General features: G+C 61.6%; 14 protein-coding genes. 8 read left to right on the forward strand and 6 right to left on the reverse strand.

What is annotated here, in order from left to right; all coding sequences use genetic code 11:
• The first annotated feature begins 12 nt into the window (after window positions 1–12).
• A complete protein-coding gene (locus tag BLX89_RS10750; protein ID WP_075290892.1) occupies window positions 13–996 on the forward strand; it encodes a type II secretion system F family protein in 984 nt (327 codons plus the stop codon).
• Window positions 997–1,078: 82 nt separating this feature from the next.
• Here the strand turns inward: BLX89_RS10750 and BLX89_RS10755 are convergent, their stop codons facing one another.
• Complete coding sequence (locus tag BLX89_RS10755; RefSeq protein ID WP_075290893.1) at window positions 1,079–1,897, reverse strand: tetratricopeptide repeat protein; 819 nt, start codon at window positions 1,895–1,897, stop codon at window positions 1,079–1,081.
• Window positions 1,898–2,039: 142 nt separating this feature from the next.
• On the opposite strand from BLX89_RS10755, the gene BLX89_RS10760 reads away from it, so the two are divergent.
• Window positions 2,040–3,431, forward strand: a complete 1,392-nt coding sequence (locus tag BLX89_RS10760; protein ID WP_075290894.1) for a leucyl aminopeptidase family protein — start codon at window positions 2,040–2,042, stop codon at window positions 3,429–3,431.
• 56 nt (window positions 3,432–3,487) lie between these two features.
• On the opposite strand, the gene dnaA is transcribed toward BLX89_RS10760, so the two are convergent.
• From dnaA to mutM, 3 genes are all read right to left on the reverse strand, one after another.
• A complete protein-coding gene (dnaA, locus tag BLX89_RS10765; protein ID WP_245292814.1) occupies window positions 3,488–5,065 on the reverse strand; it encodes a chromosomal replication initiator protein DnaA in 1,578 nt (525 codons plus the stop codon).
• Between the two features lie 950 nt (window positions 5,066–6,015).
• Complete coding sequence (rpsT, locus tag BLX89_RS10770; protein WP_075290895.1) at window positions 6,016–6,282, reverse strand: 30S ribosomal protein S20; 267 nt, start codon at window positions 6,280–6,282, stop codon at window positions 6,016–6,018.
• Between the two features lie 180 nt (window positions 6,283–6,462).
• Window positions 6,463–7,353: a bifunctional DNA-formamidopyrimidine glycosylase/DNA-(apurinic or apyrimidinic site) lyase gene (gene mutM / locus BLX89_RS10775; protein ID WP_075290896.1), complete on the reverse strand. Its 891-nt coding sequence runs from the start codon at window positions 7,351–7,353 to the stop codon at window positions 6,463–6,465.
• 165 nt (window positions 7,354–7,518) lie between these two features.
• On the opposite strand from mutM, the gene ubiE reads away from it, so the two are divergent.
• The 5 genes from ubiE to BLX89_RS10800 all read left to right on the forward strand — a co-directional run bounded on the left by ubiE (window position 7,519) and on the right by BLX89_RS10800 (window position 15,012).
• Window positions 7,519–8,295 carry a bifunctional demethylmenaquinone methyltransferase/2-methoxy-6-polyprenyl-1,4-benzoquinol methylase UbiE gene (gene ubiE, locus BLX89_RS10780; protein ID WP_075290897.1) on the forward strand — a complete coding sequence of 259 codons (777 nt, stop codon included), beginning with the start codon at window positions 7,519–7,521 and terminating at the stop codon, window positions 8,293–8,295.
• A gap of 51 nt (window positions 8,296–8,346) precedes the next feature.
• Window positions 8,347–9,921, forward strand: coding sequence for a 2-polyprenylphenol 6-hydroxylase (gene ubiB / locus BLX89_RS10785; protein ID WP_075290898.1), 1,575 nt, complete (start codon window positions 8,347–8,349; stop codon window positions 9,919–9,921).
• A 188-nt stretch (window positions 9,922–10,109) separates the two neighbouring features.
• Window positions 10,110–11,348 (forward strand): efflux RND transporter periplasmic adaptor subunit, encoded by a 1,239-nt coding sequence (locus BLX89_RS10790; RefSeq protein ID WP_075290899.1) that lies wholly within the window; start codon window positions 10,110–10,112, stop codon window positions 11,346–11,348.
• A gap of 8 nt (window positions 11,349–11,356) precedes the next feature.
• Window positions 11,357–13,303 carry a MacB family efflux pump subunit gene (locus BLX89_RS10795; RefSeq protein WP_075290900.1) on the forward strand — a complete coding sequence of 649 codons (1,947 nt, stop codon included), beginning with the start codon at window positions 11,357–11,359 and terminating at the stop codon, window positions 13,301–13,303.
• A gap of 170 nt (window positions 13,304–13,473) precedes the next feature.
• Window positions 13,474–15,012, forward strand: coding sequence for a YifB family Mg chelatase-like AAA ATPase (locus tag BLX89_RS10800; protein WP_075291102.1), 1,539 nt, complete (start codon window positions 13,474–13,476; stop codon window positions 15,010–15,012).
• 184 nt (window positions 15,013–15,196) lie between these two features.
• Here BLX89_RS10800 and cysK read toward each other — a convergent pair whose 3' ends face one another.
• Window positions 15,197–16,165, reverse strand: a complete 969-nt coding sequence (gene cysK, locus BLX89_RS10805; protein ID WP_075290901.1) for a cysteine synthase A — start codon at window positions 16,163–16,165, stop codon at window positions 15,197–15,199.
• Between the two features lie 130 nt (window positions 16,166–16,295).
• Entirely contained in the window at window positions 16,296–16,913 is a 618-nt protein-coding gene (locus BLX89_RS10810; protein ID WP_075290902.1) for a LysE family translocator, read from the reverse strand.
• 278 nt (window positions 16,914–17,191) lie between these two features.
• On the opposite strand from BLX89_RS10810, the gene BLX89_RS10815 reads away from it, so the two are divergent.
• Window positions 17,192–17,704, forward strand: coding sequence for a Dps family protein (locus BLX89_RS10815; RefSeq protein ID WP_075290903.1), 513 nt, complete (start codon window positions 17,192–17,194; stop codon window positions 17,702–17,704).
• Window positions 17,705–17,707: the final 3 nt, after the last annotated feature.

The following is a 17,707-nucleotide window of genomic DNA, read 5'->3' on the forward strand; positions in this document are numbered from 1 at the left end:
AGAAGGTTCGGCATGAGCGAAGGTCTGATCGGCACCCTGACGAACCCGAACGTGATCGTGGCCGTGCTGGTTTCGGTCGCGGTGCTCGCGACATTCTACTCGCTGGCTGTTCCCTTCTTCGAGAAGGGCGATCTGGACAAGCGCATGAAAAGCGTGGCGAGCGAACGTGAACAAATCCGTGCCCGCGAGCGCGCCCGCCTGAACGCGGAAGGCGGCGGCAAGGCATCGCTGCGCACCAAGAACAACACATCCGTCCGCCAGATCGTCGAGCGGCTCAACCTGCGCAAGGCGCTCGTCGACGACAAGACCGTCAACCGGCTGAAATCCGCCGGTTATCGCTCCCAGAACGCGCTCAACACGTTCCTTTTTGCACGTTTCTGCCTGCCCTTCATCTTCCTCGCAGTGGGTGCCTTCTACATTTTCGGCCTGGGTTACCTCGGGACCAAACCGCTGCCGATGCGCATCCTTGCGGTCGTCGGCACAGCCTATCTCGGCTTTTATGCACCCAACATCTTCATCTCAAACGCCGTCACCAAACGACAGCACTCGATCCGCCGCGCCTGGCCGGATGCGCTTGACCTGCTGCTGATCTGCGTGGAATCGGGTATCTCGATGGAGCTTGCCATGCGCCGCGTGGCCGATGAAATCGCCGCGCAATCCACCGCGCTCGCCGAAGAACTTGTTCTGACCACCGCCGAACTCTCCTTCCTTCCCGACCGGCGCGTCGCGCTGGAGAATCTTGGCGTCCGCACCGGGCTTGACGAGGTGAAATCGGTCATGCAGGCCCTCATCCAGGCCGACCGCTACGGTACGCCGGTTGCCCAGGCGCTGCGCGTTCTGGCGCAGGAAAGCCGCGACCAGCGCATGAACGAGGCCGAGAAAAAGGCTGCCGCCCTGCCGCCGAAACTCACCGTGCCGATGATCCTGTTCTTCCTGCCGGTGCTGGTTGCCGTCATTCTCGGCCCGGCCGGCATCCAGGTCTCCGACAAGTTTTAGGCTCTCCTAACGCTTCAAAACTGAAAATGCCCCGCGCATGACATGCGACAGGGCATTTTTTGCAAGCGTCCGGGTGTGAATCTCAGTTCGTGCCGTTGTCCGGCTCCGCCTTGTCGCTCTTTGCCAGCTTCTGCCAGTTGTTCTGCTGGGCCAGCATGGCGCGGAGATAGGCGACGTTCGCTTCCGCCTGGTCCGGGGAAAGCTCGCGGCTGGCGATTTCCTCTGCTTCCTGGAAGCGCCCCTGCAGTCCGACAGCAAGGGCGAGGTTCTGGCGCACGCCGCTGTCGGCTCCGGGCTGGCTGGCGGCCGAGCGCAGATAGGTTTCGGCCGTCTTGAGGTCCTTTGCCAGCAGGTAAGACATGCCGAGATTGGAAAGAACGGAAGGCTCGTTCGGCTGGATGTCGAGCGCATCGCGATATCGCGCGCGGGCTTCGCCGGAGCGGCCAAGCTGATCGAGGATCGCACCTTCGGCGGATTTCAGCTTCCAGTCCGGGCGGTCCGGCGTCTGGGCGCGGGTGATCGTCGAGAGCGCCTGCTCCAGCTGGCCCGCGGCGGCCTGCGACTTGCCGTAGGCGGCCAGCACATCCCGATCGTTGGGGAACTTGATCGCGACCTGTTGCATCACGGCCAGCGCCTGCTCATTGCGGCCGGTCATGCGCAGCGCATTGGCGTAGTTGAGACCCGTGTTGCGGTCGTTGGGGTTGCGCTCATAGGCCTTGCCGATGCTGTCGGCGGCCTGCGCGAGTTGCGCTGCGCTCATGGAGGAGGAGACCGCCGTTGAGGCGGGCACGGAGCCGGTCGTCAGCTCCTTCTTCTGGCCGGCACAGCCGCCGAGGGCCGCCGCGACGAGAATGACGGAAAGACCGGATGTCATCCGGAACGAACGAAACTGTCTGGCCATCGCCAATGCCCCCATGCCGTAAATTCACGCACCGGACACGAGCAACAAAAACGGCGCAATCTTCGCTCCAGCAATAGTCTGTTAACCCTAATAGAGTGTTAATCACGACCTCGGCGACTTGTGCCGCTTCAAGGATTTTTGCATGGCCCCCTTCCAGTTCATCGAACGCGCGTCTCCTTTCAACACCAGCGGCGGCAAGACGCTGCCGATCTTTGCGGTGACGCCAGCCCATGTGGAACTTGGCGCCATTGATCCGATCGCGCTCGACTGGGCGCGCAAGGCCGGCTTCAAGGCGGAGCCGGGCGCCGTGCTGCTCATCCCGTCGGAAGACGGTCATCTAGGCGGCGCATTGTTCGGCCTCGGCGCCAATCCGTCCGAGGCGCCGTTCCTGACCGGCAAGCTGGCGCGCACGCTTCCGGCCGGCAAATGGCATGTGGAGACGGCGCCGCTGACCGCCAATCGTCTCGCACTGGGTTACGGCCTGGGCTCCTACCGCTTCGATCGGTACAAATCGTCTGCGTCGGAAGCCCCGACGCTGATGATCCCCACCGATGCCGATGCCGTCGATATCAAGCGGCAGCTCGCCGGTGTCTTCCTCGCACGCGATCTCATCAACACGCCGACCAACGACATGGGTCCGGATGCCCTGGAAAAAGCCTTCCGCGCCCTTGCCGACCACTACAAGGCGACGGTCACGGCCGTTCATGGCGACGACCTTCTCGCCAAAAATTTTCCGCTCATCCATACCGTCGGTCGCGCCAGCGCCGAAGCGCCACGGCTGCTCGAAATGCGCTGGGGCAAGAAGGGCCACCGCAAGGTGACGCTGGTCGGCAAGGGGGTCTGCTTCGATACCGGCGGTCTCGATATCAAGCCTGCCTCCTCGATGCTTCTGATGAAGAAGGATATGGGCGGCGCCGCCAATGTCATGGGTCTGGCGCTGATGATCATGGATGCCAAGCTGAAGGTTGATCTGCGGGTTCTGGTGCCGGTGGTTGAAAACTCGATCTCGGCCAATGCCTTCCGCCCGGGCGACATCTATCGCAGCCGCAAGGGGCTGACGGTCCAGATCGACAACACCGACGCGGAGGGACGTCTGATCCTCGCCGATGCACTGGCCTTGGCCGATGAGGAGGATGCCGATCTCATCATCGACATGGCGACGCTGACAGGGGCTGCCCGGGTGGCGCTGGGGCCGGACTTGCCCCCGTTCTATACAGACGACGAAAATCTCGCCCACGATCTGACGGAGGCGAGCCTGACGGTCGATGACCCGCTCTGGCGCATGCCGCTCTACAAGGGTTACGAGAAGGATATCAACGCCCGCATCGCCGACCTGACCAATGCACCGTCAGGCGGCATGGCCGGCTCGATCACGGCGGCATTGTTTCTCAAGCGCTTTGTCACGAAGGCGAAAAGCTGGGTGCATCTGGATATCTTCGGCTGGGCGCCGGTCGAGCGCCCGCATTCGCCGCTGGGCGGAGAGGCGCAGGCAATCCGCGCGCTGTATCATCTGATCGCAGCAGGTAAAAAATAGGGCAGGGCGGCAGGGCCGCCTCTGCCCTTCGCAGAGGAGTAGGTGGCGGTCCCGCCTTATTCGTTGATCAGCCGCTTCAGAAGCTCGATCTCATGGCTGAGCTTGGTGTCGCCGGAGATCAGGTCCTCGATCTTGCGCACGGCATGCAGCACGGTCGTATGGTCGCGTCCGCCGAAACGACGGCCGATTTCCGGGAAGGAGCGCGGCGTCAGCGTCTTGGCCAGATACATGGCGATCTGGCGCGGCTTGACGATGACGCGGGTGCGGCGGTTGGAGACCAGCTCCTGGCGCGACACGTTGTAATGCTTGGCGACGACGCGCTGGATGTCCTCGATGCGAACCCGGCGAGGCTCGCCGGCATTGACGAGATGGCCAAGCAGTTCGTCGACACGCTCGATCGACAGCTGCGGCTCGAAGGAACGGCGGAAGAGCAGCTGGTTGAAGGCCCCTTCCAGTTCGCGGCCGCTGGCGGTGATGTTGCGGGCGACGTGGCTCAGGATATCGGCGGGGATATCGAGCGATGCATCTTCCTGACGCGCGGCTTCAAGCCGGCGCTTGAGGATTTCCAGGCGCATCTCGTAGTCCGGACCATCCATTTCGATGGCCACGCCGCCCTGAAGGCGCGAGCGCACGCGCGGATCGAGCGATTCCAGTTCCCACGGCGCGCGGTCGGCGGCAACGACAACCTGCTTAGCGCTGTCGAGCAGCATGTTGAGCAGATGGCAGAATTCGTGCTGGATCGACTTGCCCTGCAGGAACTGCATATCGTCAATCACGAGAAGGTCGATATTGCGCAGGGTTTCCTTGAGCGACAGCGCATCATTGTCGCGGATCGCGGTCGCGAAACGCCACATGAAATACTCGGCCGTCAGATAGACGACGCGCGAGGTGCGCGGGCTCTGGATCGCGGCATTGGCGATCGCCTGCAGGAGATGTGTCTTGCCGAGGCCGACGGTGGAGTGAATGAACAGCGGATTGAAGCGCACGGCGCCGGCGCCGGCTTCGGCGATCGTCTTTGCGGCAGCAAGAGCCACGCGGTTGGACGAGCCTTCCACGAAGCTGTCGAACGTATAGCGCTGGTCAAGCGGCGAACCGAAAAGCGGCCCGGAGTGAGATGGCGCAGGCTTCTGCACGCCGCCGATGGCGGCCGTCGCATGCTGGGCGATGCTCTGGGGCGAAGCGCGCCGGTTCTGCGCGGGAACTGCAACATCGACCTGAGGGCTGGACGCAGCCTCTTCGGCCGAGCCCGGCCTTGCGCCGCGGGTTGCGGTGCGCACCAGAATTTCGACCTTGAGAATTTCCGCATCTTCCTGCTGGAAAAGGCTGGTGATGAGGTCGAGATAGCGGTTGTTGATCCACGACTTAAGGAATGTCGTCGGAACAGACAGGCGCACCACGCTCTTGGAAACCGAATGCAGCTTCAGCCGGCCGAACCAGCTGGCATAGACATCGGGACCGACCTGGGCCTTCAAACGCGCACTGACCCGATCGAAAAGCGCGCTCTGCCGCATGTCGTTTTTCTCTCCCGCTGCATCAGGCTGCTTGGACGCAATCTGAAATGCATTCTCCCCGTCTTCGAACACACCCGCCGCCGTCACAGAATTTGTAAGCATATCGCCGCCTTCCAATATCATTCCATGGGGTCGCCATTGCTGCCGGCCCCGACCATCCATGCCCATGGTTACGGCTCCTTTGTCCAAGGCATGCCGTTCCACAAACGTTATCCGCTGGCTGGGGGAGCCTCATTCTCCCTTTTGCCGCGGTTTTCGCACGAATGCGCCAGCTTCAAGTCAAACGCATGTCCCCCGTGCGGGTTCAATCTCATATCGGCACCCTCTGCGGTGCCATTCCTCCCAAAACTCCTCTTTACCTCAACAATCGCCCTCGTCGCGACCGTCAATTCTCCCTGCGAAGGCAGTCGCTATATCGCGCCGCTCCGCTCACTGCCGGATCGGTATCATGCTGCCTCACACGACACCGGACAGTCTGCTATGGTGGCGTCAGCAACCATAGGATGCAAAAAATCGCTCTGGGACGCCAAAGCGACCAGTGACAATCTCTTCACCTGAATGATGGAACGTTGTGGAACCACCCCGTTTGCAGAGGACTAGGCGAAATTTCGCCGGCTCTTAAAAAACCGGCTCTTTCGTCTCGTTTACGGGTATGTCCCGCGCCCTCTGTCCAGAACATTTAGGCAGGATCGTATCCCCAAATCAATCGCGATTTTTAGGGTCCGGGGGCGGTTGCCGGTTGACTCTTTATGCGTGTGCTGACAGCGGCGGCAGGGGGCGAATAAGAATCGCTTTTGAATCAAGGGCTTTGAAAAAGGTGCTGGAAATGAGCCGGCGAAAAACAAAAAAAATAAAAAATCTCTTGACTCGTCACAGGGGTTAACGGCCCCGGCCAGGCGGTGGATGAGTCTTGAGGTCCTCCGGCAAGCCCTTGTTTTTTCTTCATAAATTATGTCATCGCGGAGACATGATGACATTTCTGCGTATTAACCATGACAGGTGTCATAGGCCTGAATCCGAATAGCCCGGTCACGGATGACCGGGCTATTCAAAGTGGAAATTCGTGAGCCGGATTAGGCCGTCAGAGCCTTGACGCGGCTGGCAAGACGCGAAACCTTGCGGGATGCCGTATTGGCATGCAGGACGCCCTTGGTGGCGGCGCGCTGCAGTTCCGGCTGGGCTGCTTTCAGGGCTGCCTGAGCAACGGCTGCATCACCCGAAGCGATGGCTTCTTCGACCTTGCGGATAAAGCCGCGAACGCGCGAACGGCGGGACTTGTTGACTTCCGTACGGGCGGCGATTTTGCGGGTCGCTTTTTTCGCCGAAGTTGTATTGGCCATTTGGTGTCTCTCTTCGAAATCTGACAAAAACTTCCGCTTCGCCGTGCCGGGTCACTGCGACCTGTCATCCAAGCAATTCGGGAGCAATATCGGAAAACCTTGGAGCGGCTTTCCAAACTGAGGGCGGCATATAACCGGAAACGCCCCCGTCGTCAACGCGCTAATTGCAGCCCTGCCATCTCATTTCTGGCAGGACGGGCAGTAGAACGTTGAGCGCCCCGCCTGCACGATCCGCGTCACGGTCCCCTTGCAGTCCGGCGTGCGACAGGGCTCGCCCTCCCGGTCATAAACGGAAAAGGAGTGCTGGAAGTAACCAAGCGTACCGTCGGTCTGGATATGGTCGCGCAGCGAAGAGCCGCCGGCAGCGATCGCGTCTGCAATGACGGCGCGGATCGCTTCCGTCAGGGCCGTCAACTTTTTCGTCGGCTTGCCCTTGGCATCGACCACGGCACCCGCAGGCTTCAGGGGCGTGAGATGGGAGCGCCACAGCGCCTCGCAGACATAGATGTTGCCCAGCCCCGCAATATTGCGCTGGTCGAGCAGGGCAGCCTTCAGCGGCTGCGCCTTGCCCTTGAAGCGTTTCGCGAGATAGGCGGCGTCCAGCACATTGCCGGTCGGTTCCTCGCCAAGACTTTTGAAGAACGCATGGGCCGACAGAGCATCCCGCGCGATGATATCCATGAAGCCGAAGCGGCGCGGGTCGTTATAGATGACGCGGGCCGGGCCATTTTCCGTCAGGAGATGAAAGATCACGTGGTCGTGTTTCTCATCCTTGCTGCGCTCGTGGTGGAAGCTTCCAGGTGTCTCGGAAGCGGCGCCCGCTTCGATGCGGAAGGAGCCGGACATGCCGAGATGGGCAACGACGACATCACCGCCCTCAAGCTCGATCAGCAGATATTTGGCGCGGCGCGACAGCGCTGCAATGCGCTTGCCTTCAAGGCTTGCGGAAAAGCCGTTTGGAAACGGAAAGCGCAAGTCTGGTCTGCGAAGCTCGGCGCGTACGATGATGGCGCCTTCCATCGTCGGCGCCAGTCCGCGTTTCACCGTCTCGACTTCGGGAAGCTCCGGCATCCCCTCTCCTTCATTTGGGCTGCGATCATTTGTCGATTTCCTTGGCCGTGCACATATCTTATAGGGATGGCGCGGGATAATGCCGCCTTTGGGCAGTCCTGAGCAGAGATAGCGTCTCGATTTCGAATTCGCTATGGTCGTGGTGAAGAGTAGGAGACTGGCACGATGACAGGTGAACGAACATCCGCCGATGGCGGCATGGAAACCTCCTACGGCTTTCGCCAGGTGAACAAGGGCGAAAAGCAGGCCCTCGTCAACGATGTCTTCCACAAGGTCGCCAAGCGCTACGATATCATGAACGACGTGATGTCCGTCGGCCTGCACCGCGCCTGGAAGGATGCGATGATATCTGCGCTCAATCCGAGCCGCAGCGAGGATTACAGGACGCTCGACGTTGCCGGCGGCACCGGCGATATCGCCTTCCGCATCATCGAAGCCTCCGACCGCAAGGCCCATTCGACGGTTCTCGACATCAACGGCTCGATGCTCGCCGTCGGCGCCGAGCGGGCGAAGAAGAAGGGCCTGTCGGACAATCTCACCTTCGTCGAGGCCAATGCCGAGGAACTGCCGTTCGAGGCCAATTCCTTCGACGCCTACACGGTCGCCTTCGGTATCCGCAACGTGCCGCGCATCGATGTGGCGCTGTCGGAGGCCTACCGCGTGCTGAAGCGTGGCGGCCGGCTGCTGGTGCTCGAATTCTCCGAGGTCGAGATGCCGCTGCTCGACAAGGTCTATGATGCCTGGTCCTTCAACGCGATTCCGCAATTCGGCAAGATGATCACCGGCGATGGCGAGCCCTACCAGTATCTGGTGGAATCGATCCGCAAGTTCCCGAACCAGAGCGATTTTGCCGCCATGATCAAGGCGGCCGGTTTCTCGCGGGTGACCTATACCAATTACACCGGCGGCATTGCCTGCCTGCATTCCGCCTGGAAAATCTGAAACCATGGCATTTTCCGCTCCGTTCGACCGACACTCCGCCGGCAAAGCCTCATGAGCACGCCCGGAGCCTATCTGCGTCTGATTCGCATCGGCTGGGTGCTGGTGCGCGAAGGCGTCGTCTCAGCCCTGCCGCCGGAAAACCTGCCGGCGTTCGCGCGCTTCGGTCAGTCCGTTGCCGGGCTCTTCTCGCGTCGCCGCGCGCTCAATGAAGAGCGCAGCGATCGTCTCGCCCGCGCCATCGAGCGTCTCGGTCCCTCCTATGTGAAGATCGGCCAGTTTCTGGCGACCCGGCCGGATGTGGTCGGTGCCGAATTCGCCAACGACCTGACCTTCCTGCAGGATCGCATGGCGACCTTCCCGATCGAGGAGGCGCGCGCCGCGATCGAAGGCTCGCTTGGCCGCTCGGTCTCCGAACTTTACGCCCATCTGGACGCGCCGATCGCCGCGGCTTCTGTTGCGCAGGTGCATCCCGCCGGCATTCTCGTAGATGGTGTCGAGCGCAAGGTGGCGGTCAAGGTTATCCGCCCCGGCATCCGCCAGCGCTTCGCCAATGACCTCGAGGCCATGTATCTCGTCTCGCGCATGCAGGAGCGTCTCCTGCCGCACACGCGGCGGCTTCGCCCCGTCGAGGTGACGAAGACGCTGGAGCAGACGACCAAGATCGAGATGGACCTGCGGCTGGAAGCAGCCGCCCTTTCGGAGATCGCTGAAAATTCCAGGAACGATCCCGGTTTCCGTGTGCCCAAAGTCGATTGGGAGCGCACCGGCCGTGATGTCGTGACCATGGAATGGATCGACGGCATCAAGATGTCGGATGTCCAGGGCCTGATCGATGCCGGCCATGACCTGAACGCGCTCGCCGATACGCTGATCCAGTCCTTCCTGCGCCACACCCTGCGCGACGGCTTCTTCCACGCCGACATGCACCAGGGCAACCTCTTCGTCGATCCGGCCGGCATGATCGTCGCCGTCGATTTCGGTATCGTCGGCCGGCTCGGCAAGAAGGAGCGGCGGTTCCTTGCCGAAATCCTCTACGGTTTCATCACCCGCGATTATCGCCGCGTGGCGGATGTGCATTTCGAGGCCGGCTACGTGCCGTCCCATCATGATGTCGCCAGCTTCGCCCAGGCGATCCGGGCGATCGGCGAGCCGATCCATGGCCAGCCGGCCGAAACCATCTCCATGGCAAAGCTTTTGACGCTGCTTTTCGAGGTCACCGAGCTTTTCGATATGGAAACCCGGCCCGAACTGGTGATGCTGCAGAAGACCATGGTCGTCGTCGAAGGTGTGGCGCGCACCCTCAATCCGCGCTTTAATATGTGGAAGGCGTCGGAGCCTGTGGTTGGCGGATGGATCCGCGACAATCTCGGGCCCAAGCGCATCGTCTCGGACGTCCGCGAAGGCCTTCATGCGGCCTTGCGTCTTGCCGAAGCTGCACCCGAGATCGCCGCAAAGACGGAAAAGTTTTCGCGTGAGATCACCGATATGGCGGAAAGCGGCCTGCGCTTCGACGCGCAGACGGCCGAGGCCATCGGCCGCTCGGAAGCCCGCCACAGTCGGCTGGGCCGTCTGGCGCTGTGGGTGATCGCGGCAACGCTCGTCTATATCGCGTTTAAACTGGTTTGAGGCATTTATCGTCCCTTCTCCTCGCAGGCGGGGAGGAGGGAAGCGTTTCCGAAACAATCAGAAACGAAAAAGCCGAAACATTACAAAGATTTCATCCGCTCAGACTTCATTCAGGCACTTTTGGCTATTACGTGAGGGATAGTTGAACGCAGCGCAGGCTGCGCCCTTGGGTGAGGATGTGCTGAAAAATGGCGGATGTTTCCCGGAAAATCGATGCGGAACCAGCGGTTGAGATCGCGCCTGCACCGGTGCCGCGTCGTCCGCGCCGCCGCTCGCGGCGTTGGCTTCTGCTTCCCGTTCTCGTGGTCCTTGGCGCGGCAGGCTGGTACGGCTGGAGCCAGTATAACGGCGAGACCACCGTTGCGGCCGTCGTCACGGAAAATCCGATCCGCGGCTCCATTGAAAACAGCGTCACGGCCTCAGGCCTTTTGAGTCCCATCAAGGATGTCGATGTCGGCGCGCAGGTGTCAGGTCAGCTGAAGAGCCTCAAGGTCGAGATCGGCGACACGGTCGAGGAAGGTCAGCTCATCGCTGAAATGGACAGCGCCTCGATCGAGACCCAGATCGAGATCGCAGAGGCGGAACTTGCCAATCTCGAAGCCCAGATGCTCGACAAGAAGGCGCAGGTGGTGCTCGGAGCTGCCAATCTCAAGCGCCAGCAGAACCTCGTTGCCAGCAACAGCGCGGCGCAATCGGCGCTCGATGAAGCCGTGGCCAATCTGGCGACCGCAGAGGCGAATGTCGCCTCGCTTGAAGCGCAGATCCGCAAGCAGGAAGCAAGCCTCAAGGACGCCCGCATCAGCCTCGGCTATACCAAAATCTACACCCCGATGGCCGGCACGATCGTCGAGACCGCCGCCAAGGAAGGCCAGACGCTGAACGCCAACCAGTCGACCCCGACGATCGTCACCGTTGCGGATCTCTCGACCATGACGGTGGAGGCGGAAGTTTCCGAAGCCGATGTCGGCAAGCTGAAAATCGGCATGGATGCCTATTTCACCCTGCTCGGCCAGCCCGGCAAGCGTTACGAAGGCAAGCTTCGCCAGATCAAACCGACGCCATCGACCGAAAACAACGTCGTTCTCTATTACGCCCTCTTCGATGTGCCGAACCCCGAAGGCACGCTGATGATGAACATGACTGCCCAGGTTTTCTTCGTCGAGGCGCGCGCCGAAAACGTGCTGACCGTCCCGGTCGCCGCAATCCACACCGGTGCCGATGGCAAGAGCCGCGAAGTGACGGTCGTGACCGGCTCCGGCGCCCAGGAGACCCGTGTCGTCGAAACCGGCGTGCAGAGCCGGGTTCGCGTCGAGATCAAGAGCGGGCTTGATGAGAACGATCGCGTGGTCGTGGGCACTGGCTCTCGTGACGGCACCTCCAGCAGTGGCTCGCGGCGCAACATGCGCGGCATGCCGCCGATGTTCTGAGGTCAATCATGGCTCCCATCATCTCGCTGAAGGATATCCGCAAGACGTTCGTCAATGGCGATGTTGCCGTCGAAGTTCTGCGCGGCGTGTCGCTCGATATCCGCGCCGGCGAGTTTGTTGCCATCGTGGGCGCTTCCGGCTCCGGCAAATCGACGCTGATGAATATTCTCGGCTGCCTCGATACCCCGACCGGCGGGCAATATCTGCTGGAAGGCGAGGATGTTTCCGATCTCGATGCGGACGAGCTTGCGGCACGCCGGCGTCAACTCTTCGGCTTCGTCTTCCAGAGCTACAACCTCGTGCCGACCGCCACGGCGCAGGAAAATGTCGAAATCCCTGCGATCTATGCCGGCATGCTGGGTGCTGCCCGCCGCGCCCGCGCCGAAGCGCTGCTGACGTCGCTGAACCTCGGCGAGCGTCTCGACCACCTGCCGAACCAGCTTTCGGGCGGCCAGCAGCAGCGTGTGTCGATCGCCCGCGCCTTGATGAACGGCGGCCAGATCATTCTGGCCGACGAGCCGACCGGCGCGCTGGACAGCCAGAGCGGCCGCGATGTGATGGCGACGCTCCGGAAAATGAACGAGGACGGCCACACCGTCATCATCATCACCCACGCGCCCGAGCTTGCCGAGGCGGCCGATCGGGTGATCGAGATCAGCGATGGCCGGATCACAGCCGACCGGATGACCGGCAATGTCCGTCGCATCGCTCGCAACACGGTCAGACCCGCCACCGCCGCAAAGGGTGCGGCCGCCTTCACGACGGACCTTGCCGAGGCTGTGCGCATGTCCTTTCGCGCTCTGAGATCAAACCTGTTCCGCACCATCCTGACCCTTCTGGGCATCGTCATCGGCGTCAGTTCCGTCGTGGCGATGCTGGCGATCGGCACGGGCGCGCAGGATCAGGTTTTGAGCCGCATTTCCGCGATGGGCTCCGACCTTCTCGTCGTGCGTCCGAACATGGCGAATTTCCGTGGCGGGGAGGGCGGAAGCATCGTGTCGCTGATCCCTGCGGATGCCGATGCCATTCTGGAATTGCCCAATATCAGCTTCGCCGTGCCGGAAATGCAGAGCACGCTGACGGTGCGCGCGGGAAACAAGGACACCCAGACGACCGTCAACGGCACGATCCCGCAATTCACCACCGCAAAATCCTGGCAGGTGGAGGAGGGCGCCTTCATCGAGCAGGCGGATATGGACAGCTATGCCAGCGTCGCGGTGCTCGGCCGCACGGTGGCCGATACTCTGTTTCCCGATGGTAGCGATCCGCTCGGCCAGTATATCCTCATCAAGAACATCCCCTTCCAGGTCATCGGCGTGATGGCCAAGAAGGGCGCGACGGCCGGCGGCAACGACCAGGACGACGCCGTGCTGGTGCCGCTGTCGACCGGCAACCTCCGGCTTTTCGGCGCAAGAAACGTGCGCTCGATCACCGTTCAGGTGAAGGATGACAGCCTCATCAACGTCACGCAGGACCAAATCCAGGCTCTGCTGGATCAACGTCATAACCGGCAGGATACCCAGATCACCAATCTCGCCGCGATCCGCGAAACCTTTACCGAAACGTCGAACATCCTGAAGATATTCCTGGGCTCCATCGCCGCCATCTCCCTGCTGGTCGGCGGCATCGGGGTAATGAACATCATGCTGGTTTCGGTGACCGAGCGCACCCGCGAGATCGGCATCCGGATGGCAACGGGCGCACGCGCACGCGATATCCTCACCCAGTTCATCGTCGAGGCGCTCGTCGTTTCGGCACTCGGTGGCCTGATCGGCGTGGCGCTGGGTCTGGGCATCGGCGCACTTGCGCAGGCTCTTGGCGTGGCGGTCAGCTTTTCGGCAGGCCCTGTTATCCTTGCCTTCGCAAGCGCGTTCCTCACGGGCCTCGTCTTCGGCTACTTGCCTGCGCACAATGCATCGCGCCTGCAGCCGGCCGTGGCGCTTGCCTCGGTGTAGGTTCCCCTGTTCCTTCAGCACAACCGTACACAACTTTTATGATCGTCATGCGGGAATTTGTTCGATAATTGTTCTTGTTTTATTCCGTGTTCCGTGCAAGATTTTCCCGCACAACCTGATGGGAATACCAACGCCGGGCGCTATTTGCCCTGGATGAAAAGGGCATGGGCATGGTCGCGCGGGTCAGTACGGTTGCATTTCAGGGGATTGAAGGCGTTCCTGTCGATGTGCAGGTCATGGTTGCGCCGGGCCAGATCGGCATGCAAATCGTCGGCCTTCCGGACAAGGCCGTCGCCGAAAGTCGCGAGCGGGTGCGCGCAGCCCTGCATGCTTCAGGTCTGTCTCTGCCGCCAAAGCGCATCACCGTCAATCTTGCCCCTGCCGATCTCCCGAAAGAGGGAAGCCATTTCGATCTTGCCATTGCTCTCGGCCTGATGGCGGCCCTCGGCGCCATCCCCGCCGATGCCCTTGCGTCTTACGTCGTCATTGGCGAACTCAATCTTGACGGCACGATCGCGGCTGTGGCCGGGGCGCTTCCTGCCGCCATCGGCGCCAATGCACTCGACAAGGGCCTGATCTGCCCTGCTGAAAGCGGCCCCGAAGCCGCCTGGGCGGGAAGCGAGATCGACATTCTCGCACCGCGAAGCCTGATCGCGCTCGCCAACCATTTCCGCGGCACTCAGGTCCTCTCGCGGCCCGAGCCTGCCATCCGCGCCACTGCCGCCAACATGCCGGATCTCGCCGATATCAAGGGCCAGGAAAGCGCCAGACGGGCGCTCGAAGTCGCGGCCGCCGGAAACCACAATCTCCTGATGGTTGGCCCGCCCGGTTCCGGAAAATCCATGCTCGCCGCACGCTTGCCCTCGATTCTGCCGCCGCTCTCGCCGGCTGAGCTTCTCGAGGTCTCGATGATCCACTCCATCGCCGGCCAGCTTTCCGGCGGCAAGCTTTCGGATCGACGCCCTTTCCGCACGCCCCACCACTCCGCCACCATGGCCGCGATGATCGGCGGTGGCCTGCGTGCCCGCCCCGGTGAAGCCTCGCTTGCCCATCATGGCGTTCTGTTCCTGGATGAGTTTCCGGAGTTTACCCCGCAGGTGCTCGATGCCCTTCGCCAGCCGCTCGAAACGGCGGAATGCGTCATCGCCCGCGCCAATCATCGCGTCTCCTATCCCGCCGCCATCCAGCTTGTCGCCGCCATGAACCCCTGCCGATGCGGCATGGCGGGCGAGCCCGGCCACAGCTGCGCCCGCGGCCCGCGCTGCGTCGCTGATTATCAGGCCCGCATTTCCGGCCCGCTTCTCGATCGCATCGATATCCGCATCGATGTCCCCGCCGTGACCGCCAGCGATCTCATTCGCCCCGGAACGGCTGAGTGCAGCGCCAGCATCGCGGCCCGCGTGGCCCGCGCCCGCGAGTTGCAGCAGGACCGTTTCCTCGCGGCCGGCCTCTCCGGCATCACCACCAATGCCCGCTGCACGACAACGATGATCGAAACCATGGCCGCGCCGGATGCCGGCGGTTTGCAATTGCTGCGGGATGCTGCCGAAAAAATGCGCTTCTCGGCCCGAGGCTATCACCGCGTCCTGAAAGTTGCCCGCACGCTGGCCGATCTCGATGAAAAGCCGACCGTCGGCCGCATCCACATCGCTGAGGCAATTTCCTACCGTATGCCCAGCGAAAGGCTGGCGACAACGGCGGTGGCCTAAAGCGTGTCGCGATCTTTCAGATTCGCTCGTCCGCTTTAGGTTTTTGTTTTTACGCATGTCGTTTCGCGCAGGGAAAGCCAGAAGCCGGCCCGCAATCGCCCATCTGAAAAGAAAACGCCGCACAACAGAGGAAGCGCGGCGTCGGAAAGTAAGAAACGAGAAATTCCCGTCTTGGGCCAGCCAGTTACGCTCCGAGCCCTTCGAAGAGCACGGTCGAGAGATAGCGTTCGGCGAAGGAGGGAATGATCACGACAATCGTCTTGCCCTCGTTTTCCGGCCGCTGGCCAATCTCGATGGCCGCTGTCAGCGCAGCACCGGAAGAGATGCCGACCGGCACGCCTTCGAGCCGCGCCACATGACGCGCCGCGTCGATCGCTTCCGCGCTGCTGACGGTGACGATCTCGTCATAGATTCCGGTGTCGAGGATGGCGGGCGCAAAGCCCGCGCCGATGCCTTGGATCTTGTGCGGCCCCGGCACGCCGCCGGAGAGCACCGGTGATTCCTCGGGCTCCACGGCAATCACCTTGATCGACGGCTTCTTCGCCTTCAGCACTTGGCCCGCGCCGGTGATGGTGCCGCCCGTGCCGATGCCGGAGACGAGAATGTCAATCGCGCCATCCGTATCGTTCCAGATTTCCTCCGCCGTCGTCTTACGATGGATTTCCGGGTTGGCGGGGTTTTCGAACTGCTGGGGAATGATCGCGTCATCAAGACCCTCGGCCAGCTCCTGCGCCTTGGCGATCGCGCCCTTCATGCCCTTGGCGCCTTCGGTCAGCACCAGTTCAGCGCCGAGCAGCGCCAGCATCTTGCGACGCTCGATCGACATGGTCTCGGGCATCGTCAGGATCAGCTTGTAACCCTTGGCGGCGGCCGCAAAGGCGAGCGCGATGCCCGTGTTGCCCGACGTCGGCTCGACAAGCGTCGTCTTTCCGGGCGTGATCTTGCCCTGCGCTTCCAAGGACTCGATCATCGCCACGCCGATGCGGTCCTTCACGGACGCGATCGGGTTGAAGAATTCGAGCTTTGCCAGAAGATGGGCCTTCACGCCCTTCTCCTTCGCCAGCTTGTCCAGCCGAACGATCGGCGTGTCGCCAATCGTCTCGGTGATGGAGGAATAGATGCGGCCGCGGCCGGGCTTACGCTGATCGGACATGCTCGTCTCCCATGATGTTATCGGTCAAAGATAAGATCGCTAAGCAATAAAGACGAGGGCGCAACTAGGTCACCCCGCAACGTTCACGAAAAATACCGCTCGGCGACGCGCGATGGCGCGAATGATTTTCTCAGGCCGCGCGGGTCGCGATGTAGACGGCGGTCGAGCCCAGAATGCCGGCCGCGATACGGTTCAGCGAACGCAGCGCCTTCGGCTCTTTCAGAAGCAAGCGCGCCCGCGAGGCGAGCAGGATGTAAGGGATCAAAACCGCCATCAAAACGACGAAGGTTGCCCCCACCAGCACCAGATAGCTGTCGAGCCCGATCGCATTGAGATCGATCAGTGTCGGCACGAGCGCAACGTAGAACAGCATCGTCTTCGGGTTGCCGAGTGTGATCAGCAGGCCGGACAGAAAGGACATGCCCATGCTACCGCTTTTCTTCGCCTTGATATCCTGCGGTAAGAGCCCGGCGGTCCAGAGCTTGTAGGCGATATAGACGAGATAAAGCGCGCCCAGAACCTTGATCACCAGAAAGGCGGTGGTGAATGTCTGCGCCACGAAGGCAAGACCGAGGATAACCGCCGTCAGATAGACAAGATCGCCCAGAATGAGCCCGAGCCCCATGAAGAAGGTCTCGCGGAAGCCGGAACCCAGAGCCCGCGCCACGATCGCCGTCATGCCCGGCCCGGGAATGGCTGCGGCAATGAACAACGCGCTGCAATAGGCCAAGAAGACGCCCAGGGTCATGGTGTTTCGCTCCGGTTTGTTTTGTCGGTTTTTACGCTGTTGCAGCGTTGCTTACAAGCAGCGGGGCAAAATCGAGATCGCCCTGCAACCGCTTGAAAAGGAGGAGCTACGGCTCCTGCTCCGTCACAATATTCCTTTGAAAATATTGCATGATGCCCGCGAGAAAAAACGGCAACGAACGCTATATGAAACAAGACAACACAGTCCGATCAGGACATCCTTGGCTTGCTTTTCAGTTTCCAGCCCCCCGTTCACGTGTGTACCCAAAGGAGAAAATCATGTCCTCTGCCGAAAAACGCCGTCTTGCCCCGCTCACCACCCCGTCCGATCTCGCGTCGAATGCCATCACCGATATTTCCGCGGCGTTGACAACGCTGCTCGCCGATATGTTTGCGCTTTACCTGAAGACAAAGAATTTTCACTGGCATATGTCCGGCCCGCATTTCCGCGATTATCACCTTCTCCTGGACGAGCAGGCAGAACAGATTTTTGCGACCACGGACGATCTCGCCGAACGCGCCCGCAAGATCGGCGGCACGACGCTGCGCTCGCTCGGCCACGCCGCGCGCCTGCAGCGTATCCCGGACAATGACGCTGATTATGTGACGCCGGGAGATATGCTGGCCGAGCTTTGCGAGGACAACAAGCACCTCGTCTCGCTGCTGCGCGAAACCCATGATCTCTGCGATGAACACGGCGACGTCGCCACCGCGAGCCTCTTGGAAAACTGGATCGACGAAGCCGAGCGCCGCACATGGTTCCTGTTCGAAACCACCCGACAGGCGAAATAGGGC

It is taken from the genome of Pararhizobium arenae (genome assembly GCF_001931685.1).
Classification (GTDB): domain Bacteria; phylum Pseudomonadota; class Alphaproteobacteria; order Rhizobiales; family Rhizobiaceae; genus Pararhizobium; species Pararhizobium arenae.

Excerpts from the sequence above, each read along its gene's own strand:
- BLX89_RS10750 (WP_075290892.1), top strand. The coding sequence starts at position 13 with ATGAGCGAAGGTCTGATCGGCACCCTGACGAACCCGAACGTGATCGTG.
- BLX89_RS10755 (WP_075290893.1), bottom strand. The coding sequence starts at position 1,897 with ATGGCCAGACAGTTTCGTTCGTTCCGGATGACATCCGGTCTTTCCGTC.
- BLX89_RS10760 (WP_075290894.1), top strand. The coding sequence starts at position 2,040 with ATGGCCCCCTTCCAGTTCATCGAACGCGCGTCTCCTTTCAACACCAGC.
- dnaA (WP_245292814.1), bottom strand. The coding sequence starts at position 5,065 with ATGATATTGGAAGGCGGCGATATGCTTACAAATTCTGTGACGGCGGCG.
- rpsT (WP_075290895.1), bottom strand. The coding sequence starts at position 6,282 with ATGGCCAATACAACTTCGGCGAAAAAAGCGACCCGCAAAATCGCCGCC.
- mutM (WP_075290896.1), bottom strand. The coding sequence starts at position 7,353 with ATGCCGGAGCTTCCCGAAGTCGAGACGGTGAAACGCGGACTGGCGCCG.
- ubiE (WP_075290897.1), top strand. The coding sequence starts at position 7,519 with ATGACAGGTGAACGAACATCCGCCGATGGCGGCATGGAAACCTCCTAC.
- ubiB (WP_075290898.1), top strand. The coding sequence starts at position 8,347 with ATGAGCACGCCCGGAGCCTATCTGCGTCTGATTCGCATCGGCTGGGTG.
- BLX89_RS10790 (WP_075290899.1), top strand. The coding sequence starts at position 10,110 with ATGGCGGATGTTTCCCGGAAAATCGATGCGGAACCAGCGGTTGAGATC.
- BLX89_RS10795 (WP_075290900.1), top strand. The coding sequence starts at position 11,357 with ATGGCTCCCATCATCTCGCTGAAGGATATCCGCAAGACGTTCGTCAAT.
- BLX89_RS10800 (WP_075291102.1), top strand. The coding sequence starts at position 13,474 with ATGGTCGCGCGGGTCAGTACGGTTGCATTTCAGGGGATTGAAGGCGTT.
- cysK (WP_075290901.1), bottom strand. The coding sequence starts at position 16,165 with ATGTCCGATCAGCGTAAGCCCGGCCGCGGCCGCATCTATTCCTCCATC.
- BLX89_RS10810 (WP_075290902.1), bottom strand. The coding sequence starts at position 16,913 with ATGACCCTGGGCGTCTTCTTGGCCTATTGCAGCGCGTTGTTCATTGCC.
- BLX89_RS10815 (WP_075290903.1), top strand. The coding sequence starts at position 17,192 with ATGTCCTCTGCCGAAAAACGCCGTCTTGCCCCGCTCACCACCCCGTCC.